The organism is Polymorphospora sp. NPDC051019 (assembly GCF_040683055.1).
GTDB lineage: Bacteria > Actinomycetota > Actinomycetes > Mycobacteriales > Micromonosporaceae > Polymorphospora > Polymorphospora lycopeni.
Genome location: NZ_JBFBCH010000028.1, coordinates 1 through 20,632 on the forward strand (window position 1 = coordinate 1; position 20,632 = coordinate 20,632).

The 20,632-nt window shown below is 75.1% G+C and carries 16 protein-coding genes, 1 rRNA gene and 2 pseudogenes; 16 read left to right on the forward strand and 3 right to left on the reverse strand.

The features are described 5' to 3' along the window. Positions 1–90, forward strand: a 5S ribosomal RNA gene (gene rrf, locus AB0M79_RS32185); the annotation flags it as partial. Positions 91–187: 97 nt separating this feature from the next. Here the strand turns inward: rrf and AB0M79_RS32190 are convergent. Beyond that, entirely contained in the window at positions 188–1,645 is a 1,458-nt protein-coding gene (locus AB0M79_RS32190) for a hypothetical protein (protein ID WP_364221189.1), read from the reverse strand. Between the two features lie 120 nt (positions 1,646–1,765). Here AB0M79_RS32190 and AB0M79_RS32195 point away from each other — a divergent pair, with 120 nt between their 5' ends. Both AB0M79_RS32195 and AB0M79_RS32200 read left to right on the forward strand, forming a co-directional pair. Further along, complete coding sequence (locus AB0M79_RS32195) at positions 1,766–2,806, forward strand: Replicase polyprotein 1ab (protein ID WP_364221361.1); 1,041 nt, start codon at positions 1,766–1,768, stop codon at positions 2,804–2,806. After that, entirely contained in the window at positions 2,803–3,852 is a 1,050-nt protein-coding gene (locus tag AB0M79_RS32200) for an HAD-IIA family hydrolase (RefSeq protein WP_364221192.1), read from the forward strand. Before AB0M79_RS32195 ends, AB0M79_RS32200 begins: the two co-directional genes overlap by 4 nt. A gap of 6 nt (positions 3,853–3,858) precedes the next feature. Here the strand turns inward: AB0M79_RS32200 and AB0M79_RS32205 are convergent, their stop codons facing one another. Beyond that, entirely contained in the window at positions 3,859–4,197 is a 339-nt protein-coding gene (locus tag AB0M79_RS32205) for an SCP2 sterol-binding domain-containing protein (protein WP_357534522.1), read from the reverse strand. Positions 4,198–4,381: 184 nt separating this feature from the next. Between AB0M79_RS32205 and AB0M79_RS32210 the strand changes: the two genes are divergently transcribed. The 13 genes and pseudogenes from AB0M79_RS32210 (at position 4,382) to AB0M79_RS32270 (ending at position 20,101) form a co-directional block, all read left to right on the forward strand. Further along, complete coding sequence (locus tag AB0M79_RS32210; protein WP_364221196.1) at positions 4,382–5,068, forward strand: hypothetical protein; 687 nt, start codon at positions 4,382–4,384, stop codon at positions 5,066–5,068. A 74-nt stretch (positions 5,069–5,142) separates the two neighbouring features. Beyond that, the gene (locus tag AB0M79_RS32215) at positions 5,143–5,418 is read left to right on the forward strand and encodes a hypothetical protein (protein ID WP_364221364.1); all 276 of its coding nucleotides are present in this window, start codon (positions 5,143–5,145) and stop codon (positions 5,416–5,418) included. Positions 5,419–5,443: 25 nt separating this feature from the next. After that, positions 5,444–6,352, forward strand: coding sequence for a TlyA family RNA methyltransferase (locus AB0M79_RS32220; RefSeq protein ID WP_357534526.1), 909 nt, complete (start codon positions 5,444–5,446; stop codon positions 6,350–6,352). Further along, positions 6,349–7,233: an NAD kinase gene (locus tag AB0M79_RS32225; protein ID WP_357534528.1), complete on the forward strand. Its 885-nt coding sequence runs from the start codon at positions 6,349–6,351 to the stop codon at positions 7,231–7,233. Before AB0M79_RS32220 ends, AB0M79_RS32225 begins: the two co-directional genes overlap by 4 nt. Positions 7,234–7,476: 243 nt before the next feature. Further along, positions 7,477–9,234, forward strand: a complete 1,758-nt coding sequence (gene recN, locus AB0M79_RS32230) for a DNA repair protein RecN (protein WP_364221200.1) — start codon at positions 7,477–7,479, stop codon at positions 9,232–9,234. A gap of 119 nt (positions 9,235–9,353) precedes the next feature. Beyond that, positions 9,354–10,544 (forward strand): putative cytokinetic ring protein SteA, encoded by a 1,191-nt coding sequence (gene steA / locus AB0M79_RS32235; protein ID WP_364221203.1) that lies wholly within the window; start codon positions 9,354–9,356, stop codon positions 10,542–10,544. Between the two features lie 27 nt (positions 10,545–10,571). Continuing rightward, a complete protein-coding gene (locus AB0M79_RS32240; protein WP_364221206.1) occupies positions 10,572–11,510 on the forward strand; it encodes a copper transporter in 939 nt (312 codons plus the stop codon). Continuing rightward, on the forward strand, positions 11,507–12,382 hold the full coding sequence (locus AB0M79_RS32245) for a hypothetical protein (protein WP_364221209.1): 876 nt from the start codon (positions 11,507–11,509) through the stop codon (positions 12,380–12,382). Before AB0M79_RS32240 ends, AB0M79_RS32245 begins: the two co-directional genes overlap by 4 nt. 1 nt (position 12,383) lies before the next feature. Next, positions 12,384–14,084 carry a lipid II flippase MurJ gene (locus AB0M79_RS32250; RefSeq protein WP_364221212.1) on the forward strand — a complete coding sequence of 567 codons (1,701 nt, stop codon included), beginning with the start codon at positions 12,384–12,386 and terminating at the stop codon, positions 14,082–14,084. Then, on the forward strand, positions 14,081–15,253 hold the full coding sequence (locus AB0M79_RS32255; RefSeq protein WP_364221215.1) for a glycosyltransferase family 4 protein: 1,173 nt from the start codon (positions 14,081–14,083) through the stop codon (positions 15,251–15,253). The genes AB0M79_RS32250 and AB0M79_RS32255 overlap by 4 nt, the downstream gene beginning before the upstream one ends. Beyond that, a pseudogene (locus AB0M79_RS32260) lies at positions 15,253–17,349 on the forward strand (hypothetical protein); the annotation flags it as partial. The gene AB0M79_RS32255 and the pseudogene AB0M79_RS32260, both read left to right, overlap by 1 nt. A gap of 299 nt (positions 17,350–17,648) precedes the next feature. Beyond that, a pseudogene (locus AB0M79_RS32265) lies at positions 17,649–19,322 on the forward strand (CTP synthase); the annotation flags it as partial. Positions 19,323–19,471: 149 nt separating this feature from the next. Further along, a complete protein-coding gene (locus tag AB0M79_RS32270) occupies positions 19,472–20,101 on the forward strand; it encodes an NUDIX hydrolase (RefSeq protein WP_364221218.1) in 630 nt (209 codons plus the stop codon). 67 nt (positions 20,102–20,168) lie between these two features. Here AB0M79_RS32270 and AB0M79_RS32275 read toward each other — a convergent pair whose 3' ends face one another. Beyond that, positions 20,169–20,435, reverse strand: coding sequence for a TM2 domain-containing protein (locus AB0M79_RS32275; RefSeq protein WP_212817211.1), 267 nt, complete (start codon positions 20,433–20,435; stop codon positions 20,169–20,171). Positions 20,436–20,632 lie beyond the last annotated feature (197 nt).

The following is a 20,632-nucleotide window of genomic DNA, read 5'->3' on the forward strand; positions in this document are numbered from 1 at the left end:
CCCGGTTACATTCCGAACCCGGAAGCTAAGCCCTCCAGCGCCGATGGTACTGCACTCGTGAGGGTGTGGGAGAGTAGGACACCGCCGGACTTCTTATAGTTGAGGGCCGCCCCCTTTCCCGGGGTCGGCCCTCAACTGCGTTAGGCCGCCGTCGACGGACGGCCCGAGGAAGGACATAGCTGTGAGTTCAGGACCGGAGGGCGGCAACCGCCCTCGTCGCGACGACGAGCGACCCGATCGTGGCCGTGACGGGTCTTCTTCGCGGGGCGACCGTCCGCCGTACCGAGGTGACCGGGACCGGGGCGGCTACTCGGGTGGCCAGCGTGGCGGCTACCGCGACGATCGTGACTCCCGGGGCGGAGCCCGCGACGGCGGCCGCCAGGGCGGCTACGGCGGCGGCTTCCGTGGCGGCGACCGCGACCGTGGTCCGCGTGATGGCGGCGATCGTTCCGGTGGCTTCCGTGGTGACCGGGACCGTGGTCCGCGTGACGGTGGTGGGTTCCGGTCGGGGGACCGTGACGGTGGATACCGTTCCGGTCCGCCGCGTGACGGTGCCGACCGTGGCTACCGTGGCGGCGACCGCGACTCCCAGGGCGGCGGCTTCCGCGGCCGAGACCGTGCGGAAGGTTTCCGCTCGGGGCCGCCGCGTGAGGGTGGGTTCCGTTCCGGCGACCGGGACCGTGGCCCCCGTGAGGGCGGCTTCCGGGGCGGGGACCGGGATCGGGACGGTGGATACCGCTCCGGGCCGCGTGATGGCGGCGACCGGTCCGGTGGCTTCCGTGGTGACCGGGACCGTGGTCCGCGTGACGGTGGCGGGTTCCGGTCGGGGGACCGTGACGGTGGATACCGTTCCGGTCCGCCGCGTGACGGTGCCGACCGTGGCTACCGTGGCGGCGACCGCGACTCCCAGGGCGGCGGCTTCCGTTCCGGTGACCGGGACCGTGGCCCCCGTGAGGGCGGCTTCCGGGGCGGCGACCGGGACTCGCGTGGCAGCGGTTTCCGTGGTGACCGCGACCGTGGTCCGCGTGAGGGTGGCTTCCGTGGCGGCGACCGCAAGGACGGCTTCCGTTCCGGGCCGCCGCGTGAGGGCGGGTTCCGTGCCGGCGACCGGGACCGTGGCCCCCGTGAGGGCGGCTTCCGTGGCGGCGACCGGGACTCGCGTGGCGGCGGTTTCCGTGAGGGTGGCTTCCGTGGCGACCGCGACCGTGGTCCGCGTGAGGGCGGTTTCCGCGGTGGTGACCGCGATGGTGGCTTCCGTACCGAACGGCCGCGTGAAGGCGGTTTCCGTGGCGGCGACCGCGACGGTGGTTACCGCCCGGGGCAGCGCGACGGCGGTGACCGGCCGGGTGGCTTCCGGGGCGGCGACCGGGACCGTGGCCCCCGTGAGGGCGGCTTCCGCGGTGGGGATCGCGACCGTGGCCCCCGTGAGGGTGGTTTCCGGGGCGGTGACCGTGAGGGCGGCTTCCGTTCGGAGCGGCCGCGGGGCGGTGACCGGCCGGGTGGCTTCCGTGGCGACCGGGACCGCGGTCCGCGTGAGGGCGGGTTCCGTGGCGACCGGGAGCGTGGCCCGCGTGAGGGTGGCTTCCGGGGCGGGGACGACCGGCGTGGCCGGTTCGACCGTGACGAACGCCGCGACGGCGGGCACCGCGACCAGGGCGAGTACCGCCCGGCCGGCGAGCCGGAGCGGGCCTCGGCGCCGGGCGCTCCCGAGCTCTCCGACGAGATCGTGGCCAGCGACCTCGACAAGGACGTACGCGCCGAACTGCTGTCGCTCGCGAAGCCGGTCGCCGAGACGGTTGCCCGGCACCTCGTGGCGACCGGCCTGCTGATCGACGACGAGCCCGAGGAGGCGCTCGCGCACGCGCTCGCCGCCCGCCGGCTGGCGTCGCGGATCGCGGCCGTACGCGAGGCGGTCGGACTGGCTGCGTACCGGGCCGGGGAGTGGCAGACCGCGATCGCGGAGCTGCGGACGTACCACCGGATGAGCGGGCGGCAGACGCACCTGGCGGTGCTCGCGGACAGTGAGCGGGCGCTCGGCCGGCCGGAGCGGGCGATCGACCTGTTCCGTGGCGCGGACCGGGACGCGCTCGACCCGGCGACCGCGATCGAGCTGCTCATCGTGGCCGCCGGTGCCCGGGGCGACCTCGGCCAGGGTGACGCCGCGGTGGCGATGTTGCAGGTACGCGAGCTGAGCGGCGGGGCCACCGAGCCGTGGGCCGGCCGGCTGCGGTACGCGTACGCGGACTCGCTGCTGGCGGTCGGCCGCCGGGACGAGGCCCGGGAGTGGTTCGCCCGGGCGGTGGAGGCCGACGAGGAGGGCGAGACCGACGCCGCCGAGCGGCTGCTCGAACTCGACGGCGTGCTGATCGAGGGCGACGACGAGGAGTTCGAGGACGGCGCGGAGGAGTCCGACGAGGAGGCCGAGGGGCGCGACGAGCGTTCCGGGTCCGAGGCGTCGGGCGTGGCGACGGACGGCGCGGACGTCGTACCGGCGGACGGCGAGACCGTCGAGGCGGTCGCCGCGGCCCGGGTGGTCGACGGCGGCCGGCGGGAGAGCGACGTCACGGAGGTGGAGGAGTCCGGGTACGCCGACAGCGGCGCTGTCACCGTGCAGGAGGACGAGAAGGACCTCCACGACGACGAGAAGGACCTGCCGGTCGAGGTGGACGACGAGCCGTCGGAGCACCAGAGCGGCCCGGCGGCGGCGGATGCCCCCACCGGCCCGGAGGCGGCCGACAGCGCCGTGACCGGCACCGGGGGCGACGAGGCGGCCGGCGGTGAGCGGCCCCGGCCGGCCGGTTCGTGAGCGGGCGGGGCGCGGGTCGGCTGGTCGACGCGTACGACCTGGTCATTTTTGATCTTGACGGGGTCGTCTACCTGATCGACGAGCCGATCCCCGGCGCGGTCGAGGCGATCGGTCGGCTGCACGACGAGGGGCGGTCGGTGTCGTACGCGACGAACAACGCCTCCCGGCGGGCCGCCGACGTCGCCGAGCTGCTGACCGGGATGGGCGTACCCGCCGGGGCGGACGAGGTGGTCACCTCGGCGGGTGCCGCCGCGGCGGTACTCGCCGGGCGGCTGGCTCCCGGCGACCGGGTGCTCGTCGTCGGCGCCGACGCGCTGCGGGACGAGATCGCCGAGGCGGGTCTCGTCCCGGTCACCCGTGCCGACGAGGAGCCGGTCGCGGTCGTCCAGGGCTACGGGCCGCGGGTCGGCTGGGCCGAACTGGCCGAGGCGGCGGTCGCGGTACGGGCCGGCGCGGTCTGGGTGGCGACGAACACCGACCGCACCCTGCCGAGCCCGCGCGGGCCGCTGCCCGGCAACGGGTCACTGGTGGCGGTGCTGCGTACGGCGCTGGACCGGGATCCGGACATCGTGGTCGGCAAGCCGGCTCCGGGGCTGTTCCGCACCGGTGCGCAGCGGGTCGGTTCGAGCCGGCCGCTGGTCGTCGGGGACCGGCTCGACACCGACATCGAGGGCGCGGTGCGGGCCGGCATGGATTCGCTGCTGGTGCTGACCGGGGTCAGCGACGTCCCGGAGCTGCTCGCCGCGCCGGCGGCGCGCCGGCCCACCTTCGTCGGGTACGACCTGGGTGGACTGTTCGACGTGGACGGTGCGGTGCGGGTGCCGGCGGGGGAGCCGGAAGCCGGTGGCTGGCGGGTGTCAAACGACGGCGGCGGGCTGCGGCTCGACGGGGCCGGTCCGATCCTCGACGCGCTCGCCGCGCTGTGCGCCGCGGCGTGGTCGCCTTCGCCGGACCGCGACGAGGGGACCGCCGGGCAGGCGGTGACGGTGGTCGGCGACTCGGAGCCGGCACGGGCGGCGTTGGGTGAACTCGGCCTGGCCGACTGACCGTCCTCAGAGGAGCTTGCGCAGCTTCAGCAGGTCGAACGGGTTGGCGTTGATCGAGATCCGCCGGGCGCCGAGGGCCTTGGCGACGTCGAGGTCGCCGCGGACGAGGGCGATCAGGTCGTCGCTGGAGGTGGTCAGCGCGACCTTGGCCTTGGGGTCGTCGCCGTCGGCGAGGTCGACGAGGTGGCCGTCGGTGAGCCGGCCGTGGAACGCGGTGCCGAGGTCGGTGATCCGGCAGGCGAGGGTGCGGTCGAGGTCGACCCGGTCGCGCACCTTGGCCGCGTTGGCGGCGAGCCGGGCCGCCAGATCGTGCAGAGCCTGCCGGCACTCGTCAACCGTGGCCACCTGTCGCCTCCATCGTCGTCTCGTCGTCGGGGCCGGAACGGCGCCGGCCGGGCGGGTGGTCGCGCTCCGATCGGCGTACGTCGTCACGGCGCGCCCCGTCCTGCGCACCGTACCGCACCGTCCCGGTGGCGGCGCCCGGTAGCGTGACACCCGAAGGATTCGCCGATCGGGAAGGGGACCGGGCATGCCGGACGCGTGGCGGGCATACCTCGAGCTGGCCCTCGGGCTGACCGAGGCGTCGAAGAAGAAGGCCGAGCGGGTGGCCCGCAACCTCGTCGGCGCCGGTGGGGCGACCGCCGCCCAGTTGCAGGCGATGGCCGAGGAACTGGTGACCACGAGCGCGGCCAACCGGGAGGCGCTGACGAAGCTGGTCCGCTTCGAGGTGGACCGGACGCTGGGCGCGGTGGGGCTGGCCACGGCCGAGGAGGTCGCCGACCTGACGACCCGGGTACGTGACCTGGAACGCGAGCTGATCGAGACCCGGGCCCGCGCGGATGCCGCGGAGGCGGCCGGTGCCGCCCTGCTCCCGGCCGGTGGTGCCCCGCCGTCCGTACCCGGCGAGGCCGGACCGGCGAAGCCGGCGGCCGGCAAGACCGTCGCGAAGAAGACCGTCGCCAAGAAGACGGTGGCGAAGCGGCCCGAGGCGGGCAAGGCGGTGTCGCCGCTGTTCGAGCCGGCCCCGGCCGACCTGGTCACCGAGCCGCCGGTCAGCCGGACGTCCGCCGCCCCGACCCCGGCCGACCAGCCCGCCACCACAAAGGGGGTCGTCCCCAAGCGTGCCGCGGCGAAGAAGGCCGCGCCGGCCAAGAAGGCGGTCGCGAAGAAGGCGGTCAAGAAGGCGGCTCCGCCGGCCGGGAGCGCGGAGGCGTGACCGGGCCCGTACCCGGAAGGCCCGGACTGCCGCCCGGCGGCGCCCGGCCCGGACCGCCGCCCGGTCCCCGTCCCGTGCCGCCGTCCGGTGGGTTCCGGCCGGCCCCGCCGGCCGCCGGTCCGGCGGGCTCCCGGCCCGCCGCGCCGGCTGACGGCGGGTGGCAGTCCGGCCCGGAGGCGCCGGTCCTGCCGACGGTCGCCGGCCCGGGCGGCTCCGGCCATCCCGCCGTCGACGCGGCGATCCAGGCGATGGCCAACGCCGCCGACCTGCCGCCGGCGGACCAGATCGCCCAGTACGAGGCGGCGCACCGCACGCTCCAGGAAACCCTCGCCACCATCGACCACGGCTGACCGCCCGCCCCTCCCGGAGACACCCATGGCTCGCCGTACCCGGCTGGATGCCGAACTCGTCCGTCGTGGCCTGGCCCGTTCCCGCGAGCAGGCCGCCGCCCTCGTCGATGCCGGGCGGGTCCAGGTGCGCGGGGTCGTGGCCCGCAAGGTCGCGGCCATGGTCGACCCGGCCGACCCGGTCCGGGTCGTCGGCGACGACCCGAAACAGGAGTACGTCTCCCGGGGCGGCCACAAGCTGGCCGGCGCGCTGGCCGCGTTCGGGCCGGCCGGGCTGGCGGTGACCGGGCGACGGTGCCTGGACGCGGGCGCGTCCACCGGCGGGTTCACCGACGTGCTGCTGCGCGCGGGAGCGGCCGAGGTGGTCGCGGTCGACGTCGGCTACGGCCAGCTCGCCTGGTCGCTGCGCGGCGACGCCCGGGTACGGGTCTTCGAGCGCACCAACGTGCGGTCGCTGACCCCGGAACAGATCGGCGGCCCGGTCGACCTGACGGTGGCGGATCTGTCGTTCATCTCGCTGCGGCTGGTGCTGCCGGCGCTGGCGGCGTGCACACGTACCGACGGCGACCTGGCGCTGATGGTCAAGCCGCAGTTCGAGGTCGGACGGGAGCGGGTCGGCGCCGGCGGCGTGGTCCGCGACCCGGAGCTGCGGGCCGAGGCGGTACTGGACGTGGCGGCGGCAGCCGCGGCGCTCGGGCTCGGTCTCGCCGACGTGGTGGCCAGTCCGCTGCCGGGCCCGAGCGGGAACGTCGAGTTCTTCGTGTGGCTGCGTCGCGGCGCGGCCGGGGTGGGCGCGGAGCGGGTACGGGCGGTCGTCGCCGCCGGCCCGGCGACGGTGCCCGCCGAACCCCCCGAAGGTGGCGGGCCGGATGGTCCGGACGGCGTCGGTGTCGGGCCGGCGGCCGGTGGTGCGCGTACTGGGGAGGAGACCCGATGAGTCGGGTGGCTCTGCTGGTGACCCACACCGGGCGGCGGCGCAGCACCGAGCACGCCCGGACGGTGGCGGCCGACCTCATGGAGGCGGGCTTCGAGGTCCGGGTGGTGGCCGACGAGGCCGAGGACCTCGACCTGCCGGGGATCGTGCCGGTCGACGGGGACGCCCCGGCCGACGGCGCCGAGATCGTCTTCGCGCTCGGTGGCGACGGCACCTTCCTGCGCGCCGCCGACCTGGCCCGGCCGGCGAAGGCGCCGCTGCTCGGCATCAACCTCGGCAAGGTCGGCTTCCTGGCCGAGGCCGAGATCAACGACCTGGACCAGGCGGTACGTGACGTCGTCGAGCGGTCGTACACCGTGGACGAGCGGTTGACGCTGGACGTGCGGGCGGAGTTCGACGGCGGGCCGACGATCGAGTCGTGGGCGCTGAACGAGGTCAGTGTCGAGAAGGGCGAGCGGGCCCAGATGCTGGAGCTGCTGGTCGACGTCGACGGCCGGCCGCTGTCGAGGTACGGCTGCGACGGGGTGGTCTGCGCCACCCCGACCGGTTCGACGGCGTACGCGTTCTCGGCCGGCGGCCCGGTGGTGTGGCCGGAGGTGGAGGCGCTGCTGCTGGTGCCGATCAGCGCGCACGCCCTGTTCAGCCGGCCGCTGGTGACCGCGCCCACATCGACGTTCTCGATCACCGTCGACCCGTTCACCACGCTGGCCGTGTTGTGTTGCGACGGCCGGCGGGTCTACGACCTGCCGCCGGGGGCGCGGGTGACGGTGCAGCGGGGGGCGGTGCCGGTGCGGATCGTCCGGCTGCGGCCGCGGCCGTTCACCGACCGGCTGGTCGCGAAGTTCGCCCTGCCGGTGGCCGGCTGGCGCGGCAACCGCGGCTGATCCCACCGTCCGGGCCGACTCCCGCCAGGGGCGGCGGTGGTCCGGGCCGCCATGGTCCGGGCTGCGGTGGTCCGGGCGCGGCCACGGTCCGGGCGGCCCGGTCCTTGATCGGCGACACGCCCGGGACCGCCGGGCCGCCGCCGTGGAACCCCCGGTCGGACCCCGGGTGCGGGCGTACGCCGCCGCCGGGTGGCACGCCTGTGGCTGGTCAACCGTCGGACCGCGCCACTACTGTCATTGCCTGTGTTGGAAGAGCTTCGAATCACCGGGCTGGGCGTCATCGAGGACACCACGCTGCCGTTGACCGGCGGTATGAACGTCATCACCGGTGAGACCGGTGCGGGCAAGACGATGGTGGTCACCGGGCTCGGGCTGCTCTTCGGCGGCCGGGCCGACGCCGGCCGGGTGCGCGCCGAGCCGGGGCGCGCGGTCGTGGAGGGGCGGCTGCGGCTGTCCGAGCCGACCGCGACCGGGGTGCACACCCGGGTCGCCGACGCGGGTGGGGAGCCCGACGACGACGGCTGCCTGCTGTTGAGCCGTACGGTGACGGTCGAGGGCCGGTCGCGCGCGCACGTCGGGGGGCGCGCGATGCCGGTGTCGATGCTGGGCGAGATCGGCGAGCAGGTGGTGGCGGTCCACGGCCAGTCCGACCAGTTGCGGCTGCTGCGCCCGGCCGAGCAGCGGGGCGCGCTGGACCGGTTCGCCGGGCCGGAGCACGAGAAGCTGCTGGCGACGGCGCACGAGTCGTACGCGCAGTGGCGCCGGGTCGCCGACGACCTGGCCGACCGGCGGCGCAACGCGCGCGAGCGCAACCAGGAGGCCGACCTGCTGCGGCTGGGGCTGGACGAGATCAGCCGGGCCGATCCGCAGCCGGGCGAGGACGAGGAGCTGAAGGCCGAGGCGCAGCGCCTGGAACACGCCGAGGGGCTGCGTACGGCGGCGCAGGTGGCGTACGTGTCGCTGGCCGGTGCCGGTGACGTCGCCGACGAGACCCCGGACGTGACGAGCCTGCTGGGGATGGCGCGGCGCACCCTGGAGGCGCAGGCGGGGGTGGACCGCAAGCTCGGCGACCTCGGTGGCCGGCTGGAGGAGGCGGCGACCCTGGTCGGCGACGTCGTGGCGGAGCTGTCGTCCTATCTGGACTTGCTGGACGCCGATCCGGCCCGGTTGCAGACGGTCTACGAGCGGCGGGCGGTGCTGCGCGGGTTGACCCGTAAGTACGCCGACGACGTCGACGGTGTGGTCGCCTGGGCCGAGCGGGCCCGCACCCGGTTGTCCGAGCTGGACAGTTCCGACGACGTGCTGGAGGAACTGGAACGCGAGCGGACCCGGCTGGCGGCGGAGGTCGCCGACCTGGCGGTGCGGTTGACGGCGGCGCGGCGGGCCGCGGCGGCCCGGTTCGCCGACGAGGTGACGGTGGAGTTGGCCGGGCTGGCGATGCCGCACGCGCGTATCGAGGTGGCGGTGCTGCCGCGGCCGGTCGGGCGGGGCGAGCCGACGGTGACCGTCGACGGGGTCGAGGTCGGGATCGGGCCCGACGGGGCCGACGAGGTGGAGTTGCGGTTGCTGGCCCATCCGGGGGCGCCGTCGCTGCCGCTGCAACGGGGCGCGTCCGGCGGTGAGCTGTCGCGGGTGATGCTCGCGATCGAGGTGGTCTTCGCGGGGTCGGGCGGTCCGCCGACACTGGTCTTCGACGAGGTCGACTCCGGGGTCGGCGGGCAGGCGGCGGTGGAGATCGGTCGCCGGCTGGCCCGGCTGGCGCGCAGTCACCAGGTGCTGGTGGTGACGCACCTGCCGCAGGTGGCGGCGTTCGCCGACCGGCATCTGGTGGTGGCCAAGGACACCGGTGGGGCGGTCACCACCAGCGGGGTGCGGGTGGTCGAGGACACCGAGCGGGCCCGTGAGCTGGCCCGGATGCTGGCTGGTTTGCCGGATTCCGATCTGGGTATCGCACATGCCGAGGAACTGCTGGCGGTGGCGTCCCGGGAGCGGCGCCACTGAACGTCCTGTGTGACAATAGCCACACTGATTCCCGGTCCGGTGTGCTTCCCTGGAGGTTGCGACTCTGCTCGGGGCATGTCGCAACAGGAAACTGTGCCTCACATGCCAGGATGGTGCCGATGCGTCTACCCACCTTGCGCCGGACCCGGACCGTCGAACCGGGCATCGTCACCGGCACCGCGCGCCTCGACCGGCGGACGAAACGCCTGGTCGGGCGGCTGCGGCCGGGGGACATCGCGATCATCGACCATGTCGACCTGGACCGGGTGGCGGCCGACTCGCTGGTCGCCGTCGGGGTCGCCGCGGTGCTCAACGCCAAGCCGTCGGTCTCCGGTCGCTACCCGAACCTGGGTCCGGAGGTGCTGATCGAGGCCGGCATCCCGCTGCTCGACGACCTCGGCGAGACCGTGTTCCAGGCGGTCCGCGAGGGCGCCAACGTCCGGATCGACGGCAACACGGTGCTGCTGGACGGTGAGCCGGTGGCGCACGGTGTCCGGCAGGACGCCGAGACGGTCGCCAAGGCGATGGCCGACGCCCGGGAGGGCCTGTCGGTGCAGTTGGAGGCGTTCGCCGCCAACACGATGGAATACCTCAAGCAGGAACGCGACCTGCTGTTCGACGGGGTCGGCGTACCCGAGGTCGAGACCCGGATCGGCGGCCGGCACTGCCTGATCGTGGTCCGCGGCTACGACTACAAGGCCGACCTGGACGTCCTGCGGCCCTACATCCGTGAGTACAAGCCGGTCCTGATCGGGGTCGACGGGGGCGCGGACGCGCTGGTCGAGGCGGGCTACACCCCCGACATGATCATCGGCGACATGGACTCGGTCACCGACGACGTGCTGCGTTGCGGCGCCGAGGTCATCGTGCACGCCTATCCCGACGGGCGGGCCCCCGGCCTGGCCCGGGTGCAGCAGCTCGGCCTGTCGGCGGTGACCTTCCCGGCCGCGGCCACCAGCGAGGATCTGGCGATGCTGCTCGCCGACGAGAAGGGCGCGTCGCTGCTCGTGGCCGTCGGCACCCACGCGACCCTGGTGGAGTTCCTCGACAAGGGGCGCGGCGGCATGGCGTCGACGTTCCTCACCCGGCTCAAGGTCGGTGGCAAGCTGGTCGACGCCAAGGGCGTCAGCCGGCTCTACCGGCAGAACATCTCCGGATCGTCGCTGCTGCTGCTGGTGCTGTCGGCGGTGGCCGCCATGGCGTCGGCGGTGGCGGTGTCCACCGTCGGCAAGGCCTATCTCGGGGTCGCCTCCGAATGGTGGGACAATCTGGTCTTCCAGATCGGACAGCTTCTGGGACGGCTCTTCTAGTCCCCCGTTGCTCAAGGGGCTTCAGGCGTGATCAATTTCCGGTACCACGTGGTATCGCTCACCGCGGTGTTCCTGGCGCTGGCCATCGGCCTGGTCGTCGGCACAGCGGCGTTGAACGGACCGGTGGCGGACTCGCTGAAGGACAACGTCAACGCGTTGCGCAAGGACAACCAGCAGCTGCGGGAGTCGGTCAGCAGCCTCCAGCGGGAGGTCGACCTCGAGGAGGACTTCGTCGCCGAGGCCGCCCCGGTGATGCTCGCCGGCAAGCTCACCGACCGGCGCGTCGCGCTCGTGGTGCTGCCGTCCGGCCAGGACCACGTCGAGGGGGTCACCGCGATGCTCGAGACCGCCGGGGCCAGCGTGACCGGGCGGGTCGAGGTGCTGGACAAGTTCGTCGACCCGGAGAACGGCACCGAACTGCTCGAACTCGCCACCCGCGCGCTGCCGACCAGCGTGCCGGCCGCGGACCTGCCCCGCAACAGCGACGGCGTGGAGACATCGGCCGCGCTGCTGGCCAACGTGCTGCTCGAACGCCCGCAGGGCACCCCGCCGGTCACCGAGGCCGACGTCAAGTCGGTGCTCAGCGCCTACCGCACCGCCGGCTACATCAACGCCGACGAGCAGATCGGCACCCCGGCCCAGGCGGTCCTGCTGGTCACCGGCCAGCCGTACGTCGACCGGGACTTCGCCAAGAAGGACTCGGCCGTGGTCACCGTCGCCGTGCAGTTCGACCGGGTCGGGCCGCTCGTCGTCGCCGGCAGCGGTGCCAGTGGCGGCAACGTCGTCGCGGTCGTCCGCGGCGACCCCACCCTCTCCAAGACGATCTCGACCGTCGACCACGCCAACACGCTGCAGGGCCAGTTGGTCACCGCGCTCGCCCTGACCGAACAGTTCATGTTCAACCGGGCCGGCCAGTACGGCGTCAACAGCGGCGCCGCCTCGCTCGTGCCGAAGCTGACCGAGTGAACGCCCGACGTCTCGCCGGCCGCCTGCTGGTGGCCGGCGCCGGAGTGCTCGCCGCCCGGGCCGCGCTGGGGGCCGTGACCGCCACCCCACGGGCGCCGGCCCTGGACCGCACCAACTTCCGTGGCCGTACCGTGACCCTGGCCGCCGGCCCGGCGCTGGCCGTCGGGGCGTCGGTGGCGGCTGCCGCCGGGGCACCCGGCCCCGCGTCCGGTGCCGCCGCCGCGGTCGCCGGACTCGCGTCCGGGGCAGTCGGCCTCTACGACGACGTCGTCGGCGCCCGCCCCGACCAGAAGACGGCCAAGGGCTTCGCCGGCCACCTGTCCGCGCTGCGGGACGGGCGGGTCACCAGCGGCCTGGTGAAGATCGCCGGGGTGGGCGCGGCCGGACTCGCCGCCGCGACCCTGCTCGCCGCCGACCCGGCCGTACGCGGCCACCGGCACCGCCGCGGGCAGCGCCGGGCCGGCCGGGTCGTCGACGTGCTGCTCGGCGCCGGGGTCGTCGCCGGCACCGCCAACCTGGTCAACCTGCTCGACCTGCGCCCCGGCCGGGCGCTGAAGTCGGGGCTGCTGCTCGGCGCCCCGCTGGTGTCCGGCCCCGCCGGCGGGCTGGCCGCCGGGCCGGTCGGTGCCGCCGCCGCGCTGCTGCCCGACGACCTCGACGAGCGGGTCATGCTCGGCGACTCCGGCGCCAACGCGCTCGGCGCGCTGCTCGGGGTGGCGCTGGCCGCGCGCAGCGGGCCGCTGGGCCGGGCCGGGATCCTCGCGGTCGTCACCGCGCTGACCGCCGCCAGCGAGAAGGTCAGCTTCACCCAGGTGATCCAGCGCACCCCGGGACTGCGGGAGCTGGACGCGCTGGGCCGGCGCAGCGCCTGACGTGGGCACGCCGGGTACGGTCACCGGCGCCGGTCGGATCGCCGGCGCCGCCGCGCTGATCGCCGTACTGACCGTCGCGAGCCGGCTGGCCGGGTTCGCCCGTACCGGGGTGTTCACCTGGGTCGTCGGCGGCACCGACCTCGGCGGCGTCTACCTGATCGCCAACACCGTCCCCAACATCATTTTCGAGATCGTGGCCGGCGGGGCGCTGGCCAGTCTCGTCGTACCGCTGCTGGCCGGCGCGATCGCGGCCGGCGACCGGGCCGCGGTCGCGGCCACCACCGGCGCCCTGCTCACCTGGACGGTCACCCTGCTGGTGCCGCTGGCCGTCGTCGTCGCCGTGTTCGCCGGTCCGATCGTCGCCGCGATCGCCAACGACCCGACCCCGGCCGAGGTCGCCGTCGGCGCCCGGATGCTGCGGATCTTCGCCCCGCAGTTGCCGCTGTACGGCATCGGGATCGTGCTCACCGGCGTGCTGCAGGCACACCGCCGGTTCGCCTGGCCGGTCATCGCCCCGCTGCTGTCCAGCGTCACCGTCATGGCCGCCTACCTCGTCTTCGCCGGCACCCAGGGCCGCGGCGTCGACATCGCCGGCGTCGACCTGGCCGGCGAACTGATCCTCGCCGTCGGCACCACCGCCGGGGTGGTCGTACTGTCCCTGTCGCTGCTGATCCCGCTGCGCGCGCTGCGGCTGCGGCCGGCGCCGACGTACGCGTTCGACGCCGACGCCCGGCGCCGCGTCGGCGGGCTGGCGGTGGCCGGCGCGGTCACCGTCGCCGGGCAGCAGGTCGCCCTGCTGGTGTCGCTCAACCTGGTCTCCGGCGGCGCGACCGGCGTCGACGCCGTCGTGCCCTACAACCTGGCCCAGACGATCTACCTGCTGCCGTGGTCGGTGCTGGCGGTGCCGCTCGCGGTCGCCGCCTACCCGGCCCTGGCGGCCGCGCACACCACCGGCGACGAGGACGGCTACCGGGCCACCCTCGCCCCGACGGTCCGGCGGGTGCTGCTGCTGGCGACGCTCGGTGCCGCCGCGCTGACCGCCGTCGCCCGCCTGGTCGCCCAGTTCTTCTTCACCGGGGTGGCCGCCGAACAGGCCGCCGCCGGCATCGTCGGGTTCGCCCCCGGACTGCTCGGTTACGGCCTGTTCGCGGTGCTGTCCCGGGCGCTGTACGCCCGCGGCGACACCCGCGCCGCCGCCGTGGCGACCGGGCTCGGCTGGCTCGCCGTACCGGCCGCCGCCGTGCTGCTGGCCGCGGCCGTACCCGACGACCAGCGGGTGCCGGCGGTGACCGGCGCCAACTCGGTCGGGATGGTGGTGCTCGGCGCGGTGCTGGTCGTCGCCGTCGCCCGCCGGGCCGGGCCGGGCGCCGTCGCCGGCCTGCCCCGGGCGGCCGGCGTCGCCCTGCTGGCCGGTGGCCTCGCCGCGCTGGCCGGTACGGTGGTCGGCAACTGGCTGGCCGGGGCGGGCCTGAGCCTCTGGCCTGCGGCGGACGCCGGCGGCGGCACCCCGGCGCACACCGTCGCACTGCTGCAGGGCATGCTTGCCGGAGCCGTCGTGGCGCTCGTGTTCGCCGGTGTCGCCTACCCGCTGGACCGCCACGACCTGCGTCCGATGGTGGCAGCGGTCGGGCGCCGGCTGCGCGGGGGCCGTCGCGACGGCCCCGACCGGCACGACGACGCAGAGGGGACGGATCCGCGGTGACCGAGGCGGACGCAACGGTTACGCACTTCACGGGCGCGGTGGCGCTCGTCCTCGCCTCCAGCACCGGCGGCGTCGGCCAGCACGTCGCCTCCGTCGCCCGCGGGCTGGCCACCGCCGGCGCCTCCGTCACGGTGTGCGGCCCCGCCGGCACCGAGGAGCAGTTCCGGTTCACCGCGGCCGGGGCCCGCTTCGTCGCGGTGGAGATCCCGGCCAACCCGACCCCGGCCGACGGGCGGGCGGTCGCCGCGCTGCGCCGGGTGCTCGCCGGGCCGGTCGACGTCGTACACGCCCACGGGCTGCGCGCCGGCCTGGTCGCCGCCCTGGCCCGGCCGGCCCAGCCGCTCGTCGTCACCTGGCACAACGCGGTCCTCGCCACCGGCCTGCGCGGGCGGGTGTCGCGGCTGGTCGAGCGGGTCGTCGCCCGCGCCGCCCGGGTCGCGCTCGGCGCCTCGCAGGACCTCGTCGACCGGGCCCGCGCGCTCGGCGCCCGCGACGCCCGGCTCGCGCCGGTCGCCGCGCCGGCCCTGCCCGCGCCACGGCGCGGCCGGTCCGCCGTACGCGCCGAGTTCGGCGTCGCCGCCGGCCAGCCGCTGATCGTCTCGGTGGGCCGGCTGCACCCGCAGAAGCGCTACGACATCCTCGTCGACGCCGCCGCCCGCTGGCGGTCCCTGGACCCGCCGCCGGTCGTGGTGATCGCCGGCAGCGGCCCCAGCTACATCCAGCTCGCCGCCCGGGTCTCCGCCTCCCGGGCCCCGGTCACCCTGCTCGGGCACCGCACCGACATCGCCGACCTGCTCGCCGGCGCCGACCTGGCCCTGGTCACCAGCGACTGGGAGGCGCGGCAACTCTTCGCCCAGGAGGCGCTGCACGCCGGGGTGCCACTGGTCGCGACCGGGGTCGGCGGCATCCCCGACCTCGTCGGCGACGCCGCCGTGCTGGTGCCGCCCGGCGACGTCGACGCCGTCGACACGGCCGTACGCGACCTGCTCGCCGACGACGACCGCCGGGCCGAACTCGGCCGGCTGGGTCCGGAACGGGCCGCCACCTGGGCGCGCGAGGCCGACACCGTCGCGGAGCTCGCGGCCGTCTACGCCGAACTGGTCCCGGCCGGCGGGGGCGTCGCCGACCGGCGGGCCGGCGACGGCGGCACGGCCGGGGGACGCGCCTGATGCTGCGTCGCGTCCTGCCGATCCTGCTGACCGCCCTGGTGGTGGTCACCGCGATCGCGGCCCTGGTGGTACGGCCGGCCACCGGCGCGCCGCAGGGCTCCGCCGACTACGCGGTCGTCGTCGGGGTCGCCGGGCTGCGCTGGGACGACGTCAGCCAGGAGAACACCCCGACGTTGTGGGCGATGGCCGAACGCGGCTCGATCGGCTCGCTGGCCGTACGCTCGGCCCGCAAACCGACGTGCCCCGTCGACGGCTGGCTCACCCTGGGCGCCGGCAGCTACGCCGCCTGGGACGCCGACCCCGTCACCGGCGAGTGCCCGCCGTCGGACGTGGTCGTCGAGCAGCCCGACGGCATCGGCGCCAACCTGCCCGACCAGCGCACCGCGGTCCGTTACAACCAGGAGCGGCTGCCGTGGGGGACCGTGCCGGGGGCGCTGGCCGAGTCGATGCGCTGCACCGTCGCGGTCGGCCCGGGCGCCGCCGTCGCCGCCGCCCGCCCGTTCGGCCGGGTCGACCGGTACGAGCCGGAGCTGCCCGCCGACCCGGGCGACCTGCTGGCGTCGTGCGTACTGAGCATCGTCGACCTCGGCACGGTCAGCGGCGAGGACCCGGCGGAGCGGGCCGCGGCCGCCGCCCGCGCCGACGCCGAGCTGGCCCGGGTCCTCGACGCCCGGCCGGACCGGTCGCTGGTGCTGGTCGCCGGGGTCTCCGACACCGACCAGTCGTCGCGGCTGCACGTCGCGGTCGCCGACGGCCCGGGCTGGGAGGCGGGCTGGCTGACCTCGGCCAGCACCCAGCGCGACGGCTACCTGCAACTGGTCGACATCGCCCCGACCGTCGTCGCCGTGCTCGGCCGGCCGATGCCGGAGCGGCTCTTCGTCGGCCACCCCGCCAGCACCGTCGTCGGCCGCCCCGCCGACCTGCCCGAGGCGGTCGTCGCCCCCAACGACGCCGACCGGGAGGCCCGCGCCCAGCGGACCGTCGCCGACTGGTTCTTCGGCCTGCTCGCCGTCTTCCAGGTGCTGCTGGCCGTCGCCGTGGTGCCGCTGCTGCGCCGGGCCCGGCCGCACGGCGGGCCGCCCGGTCCGGCGCCGGTGCCGCCCCGGGTCGTGGCCGTCGTCGAGGTGCTGCTGGTCGCGGCGGCGCTGGCGATCCCGGCCGCCCTGCTGGCCGACGTCGTGCCCTGGTGGCGGGCCACCCACGCCGGGCTGCTCTTCGGCGCGGTGGCGCTGGTCACGCTGGCGCTGGCGACCGCGGTGGTGCGGCTGAGCCGGCCGTACCCGGCCACGCTCGGACCGATGGGTACGGCGGCGACGATCGCCGCCGTCGTGGTCGGCGTCGACGTGCTCACCGGCGCCCAGCTGCAACTCAACGGCGTCACCGGCTACTCCGCGCTGGAGGGCGGCCGGTACGCCGGTGTCGGCGTGGTCGGCCTCGGCGTCTTCGTCGCCGGGGTGCTGCTCGCCGCCGGCTGCCTGGCCCAGCAGGTACGGCGTACGTGGCGGCCGGCGGTCATGGTCGCCGTCGGCGGGATCGGGGTGGTCGTCGTCGGCAGCCCCTATCTGGGCGCCGACCCGGTCGGCGCGGTCGCGCTGACGGCCGGGGTCGCCATCGCCGCGGCGATCAGCACCGGCGGCTGGCTCAGCCTGGCCCGGGTCGCCTGGGCGACGATGGCCGGGCTGGCGGTCACGGCCGGGTTCGCGGTGATCGACCTGCGCCGGCCGGTCGCCGAGCGGGGCAGCCTCGGCCGGTTCCTCGGCGCGCTCGGTGACGGCACCAGCGGGATGACCGTGCAGCGTACGGCGACCGCGAACATGGAGGCGCTGGTCGGCAGCTCGCTGACGGTGATCGCGCTGGTCGGCGCGGTGCTGGTGTGGTTCGCGCTGCTGCGTACCTGGGGTGGCCTGAAGCGGCTGTTCGGCATCTACCCGGCGGTGCGGGCCGGGATGGGCGGTATCGCGGTCGCCACCGTGATCGGCGGCGTGATGGGCGGTTCGGCGTTCAACGTGGCGGGCGCGGCGGCGGCGACGACGGTGCCGCTGGCGGCGCTGGCGGCGTTGCGGGTGCTCGGCCACTCCGCCGACCGGACGAGGCCGCCGGTGCTGCCGCTGGTCGACGATCCGGCGTCGGCGTCTACGGCCGGCGGGTCCGGTGGCGTGGGCGCGGCGGCCGGGCCGGCGGCGGAGACCGCCGACGGCGGGCCGGACGGGCCCCGGCCCGACGCCCCGACCAGGGACGTTCCGGTCGGATCACCGTGAGCGACGGCCCTGACCTGCCGCGAGGCGGGCGTCGGGGGCCCGGCCCGAGGTGTTAGGGTGGAATCCCGTGGATGGCGTGATCACATTCCTGATCCGCTGGTCTGCACTACTGCAACAGACGACCACGGGAGCAGGCGTTGGCCCCTTCAGCACGGACGACCAGGCACATCTTCGTCACCGGGGGCGTTGCCTCCTCGCTCGGAAAGGGCCTGACCGCCTCCAGCCTCGGTAACCTGCTCACCGCCCGTGGGCTGCGGGTCGTGATGCAGAAGCTCGACCCCTATCTGAACGTCGACCCGGGGACGATGAACCCGTTCCAGCACGGTGAGGTCTTCGTCACCGACGACGGGGCCGAGACCGACCTCGACGTCGGGCACTACGAGCGGTTCCTCGACCGGGACCTGTCCGGCAAGGCGAACGTGACCACCGGCCAGATCTACTCGGCGGTGATCGCCAAGGAGCGGCGCGGCGAGTACCTCGGCGACACCGTCCAGGTGATCCCGCACATCACCAACGAGATCAAGGCCCGCATCCTCGCGATGGGCGACCCGGACGAGGACGGCCGAACACCCGATGTGGTGATCACCGAGGTCGGCGGCACGGTCGGCGACATCGAGTCGCTGCCGTTCCTGGAGGCGATCCGGCAGGTCCGCCACGACCTCGGCCGGGACAACTGCTTCTACCTGCATGTCTCGCTGGTGCCCTACCTGGCGCCGTCCGGGGAGCTGAAGACCAAGCCGACCCAGCACTCGGTCGCCCAGCTGCGCAACATCGGTATCCAGCCGGACGCGATCGTGTGCCGGTCGGACCGGGAGATCCCGGACAAGCTCAAGCACAAGCTGTCGCTGTACTGCGACGTCGACCGGGAGGCGGTCATCGCCGCGCCCGACGCGCCCAGCATCTACGACATCCCGAAGGTGCTGCACCGTGAGGGCCTCGACGCCTACGTCGTACGCCGGCTCGGGCTGTCGTTCCGGGACGTGGCCTGGAGCGGCTGGGACGACCTGCTCGACCGGGTGCACCACCCGCACCACACGGTGACGGTGGCGCTGGTCGGCAAGTACGTCGACCTGCCCGACGCCTACCTGTCGGTCAGCGAGGCGATCCGGGCGGCCGGGTTCCACCACCGGGCGCGGGTGCAGCTGCGGTGGGTGCCCAGCGACGACTGCGTCGACCCGGCCGGGGCGGCGGCCGCGCTGTCCGGCGTCGACGGGATCGTGATCCCCGGCGGCTTCGGCGTACGCGGCATCGAGGGCAAGGTCGGCGCGGCCCGCTTCGCGCGGGAGAACCGGGTGCCGATCCTCGGGCTGTGCCTCGGCCTGCAGTGCATGGCGATCGAGGTGGCCCGCCACGCGGCCGGCCTCGACGGGGCGAACTCGCTGGAGTTCGACGACCAGGCCACCCACCCGGTGATCTCGACGATGGCCGACCAGACCGACATCGTCGCCGGCAAGGGCGACCTCGGCGGCACGATGCGGCTGGGGGCGTACGACGCGAAGCTGGCCGAGGGGTCGATCGTCGCGCAGGCGTACGGCACCACGAAGGTCAGCGAGCGGCACCGGCACCGCTACGAGGTCAACAACGCCTACCGGGACGCGTTGACCGAGGCCGGGCTGCGGATCTCCGGCACGTCCCCGGACGGCCGGCTGGTGGAGTTCGTCGAACTCGACCGCGACCTGCACCCGTTCTTCGTCGCCACCCAGGCGCATCCGGAGCTGAAGAGCCGGCCGACCCGGCCGCACCCGCTGTTCGCGGCGTTCGTCGGCGCGGTCGTCAGGTACGCCTCGGCCGACCAGTTGCCGGTCGACCTCGGCGGCCCGCAGGAGGCCCGGCCCGGCGCCGAGGCACCGGAGCCGCCGGCGGTGCCGGGCGCGGTCGACCCGCACACCGGCGTCGCCGCGGACGGGTCGGTGGAGTTCGCCGGCCGCAACGGCGCCGCGAAGCCGGCGAAGGCCGGCAGGTGAGCACGCCGGACGGCGGGCACGTCTTCGAGGTCCGGTCCAGCGTCGAGCGGTTCGACGGGCCGGTGTTCTCGGTCGTCACCGACGAGGTGACGATGCCCGGCGGCGGGGTCGCGGCCCGTGACTACGTACGGCACGTCGGCGCGGTCGGTGTGGTCGCGCTCGACGCCGACGGCAGGGTGGTGCTGGTCGAGCAGTACCGGCATCCGGTGCGGCAGCGGCTGTGGGAGCTGCCGGCGGGCCTGATCGACGTGCGGGGGGAGGGGCTGCCCGAGGCGGCGCTGCGCGAGCTGGCGGAGGAGGCCGACCTGCGGGCCGGCCGGATCGACGTGCTCGCCGACCTGCACACCTCGCCGGGCTGTTCGAACGAGATGATCCGGGTCTTCCTGGCCCGGGACCTGACACCGGTTCCCGACGGGGAGCGGCACGAGCGGCACGGCGAGGAGGCCACGATGCGGGTGGCGCGGGTGGACCTCGATGAGGCGGTGGCGATGGTCTTCACCGGCGCGGTGACGAACGCGGCGGCGGTGGGTGGTCTGCTGGCCGCCGCGCGGGCCCGCGACGCCGGGTGGGCGCCGCTGCGGCCGGCCGACGCGCCGTTGCCCACGGCCGGCGCCGGCGAGCGGTAGCCGCGCCGGGGGTTTCGCGCCCCCGGGGGTCGACGGGTCGGTCCGTCACCCCCGGGGGCGTTTCGCGTCAGTCCCGCAGGGGGCGTCCCTGCGCGTCGGTGCCGCCGTTGACAAGGATGAGGATGCCGTCGATGAGGCCCCAGAGCGAGCCGAGACCGCAGGTGATGAGGGTGACGACGAGCTGGAGTACGCCGGTCTTGGTGTCGCCGATGTAGAACCGCCCGACGCCGAAGCCGCCGAGGAAGATGCCGAGCAAGCCGGCCACCAGCTTGCTTTTGTCCGAGTAGCCGCCGGCCGCGCCGGGGTACTGACCCGGGTATTGAGGGTTAGTCATGAGGCGGGAGCATAGTGATCTAGCCTCTCCGTGTCAGTGTGGAAATGCGGCACGTTTCCTGAATTGTTAAGAAGATCCCAGTACGGTTCATGTCGGATGGCCGACGCGAATGCCCGTGAGCTGCCGCGAAGGGCTTGCCGACGGGTTGCCCGCCGCCCGGGTGGCGGCACCCCGGCCGGGGTAACAAGATGTCAGGC

Excerpts from the sequence above, each read along its gene's own strand:
- AB0M79_RS32210 (WP_364221196.1), top strand. The coding sequence starts at position 4,382 with ATGCCGGACGCGTGGCGGGCATACCTCGAGCTGGCCCTCGGGCTGACC.
- AB0M79_RS32220 (WP_357534526.1), top strand. The coding sequence starts at position 5,444 with ATGGCTCGCCGTACCCGGCTGGATGCCGAACTCGTCCGTCGTGGCCTG.
- AB0M79_RS32225 (WP_357534528.1), top strand. The coding sequence starts at position 6,349 with ATGAGTCGGGTGGCTCTGCTGGTGACCCACACCGGGCGGCGGCGCAGC.
- AB0M79_RS32275 (WP_212817211.1), bottom strand. The coding sequence starts at position 20,435 with ATGACTAACCCTCAATACCCGGGTCAGTACCCCGGCGCGGCCGGCGGC.
- steA (WP_364221203.1), top strand. The coding sequence starts at position 9,354 with ATGCGTCTACCCACCTTGCGCCGGACCCGGACCGTCGAACCGGGCATC.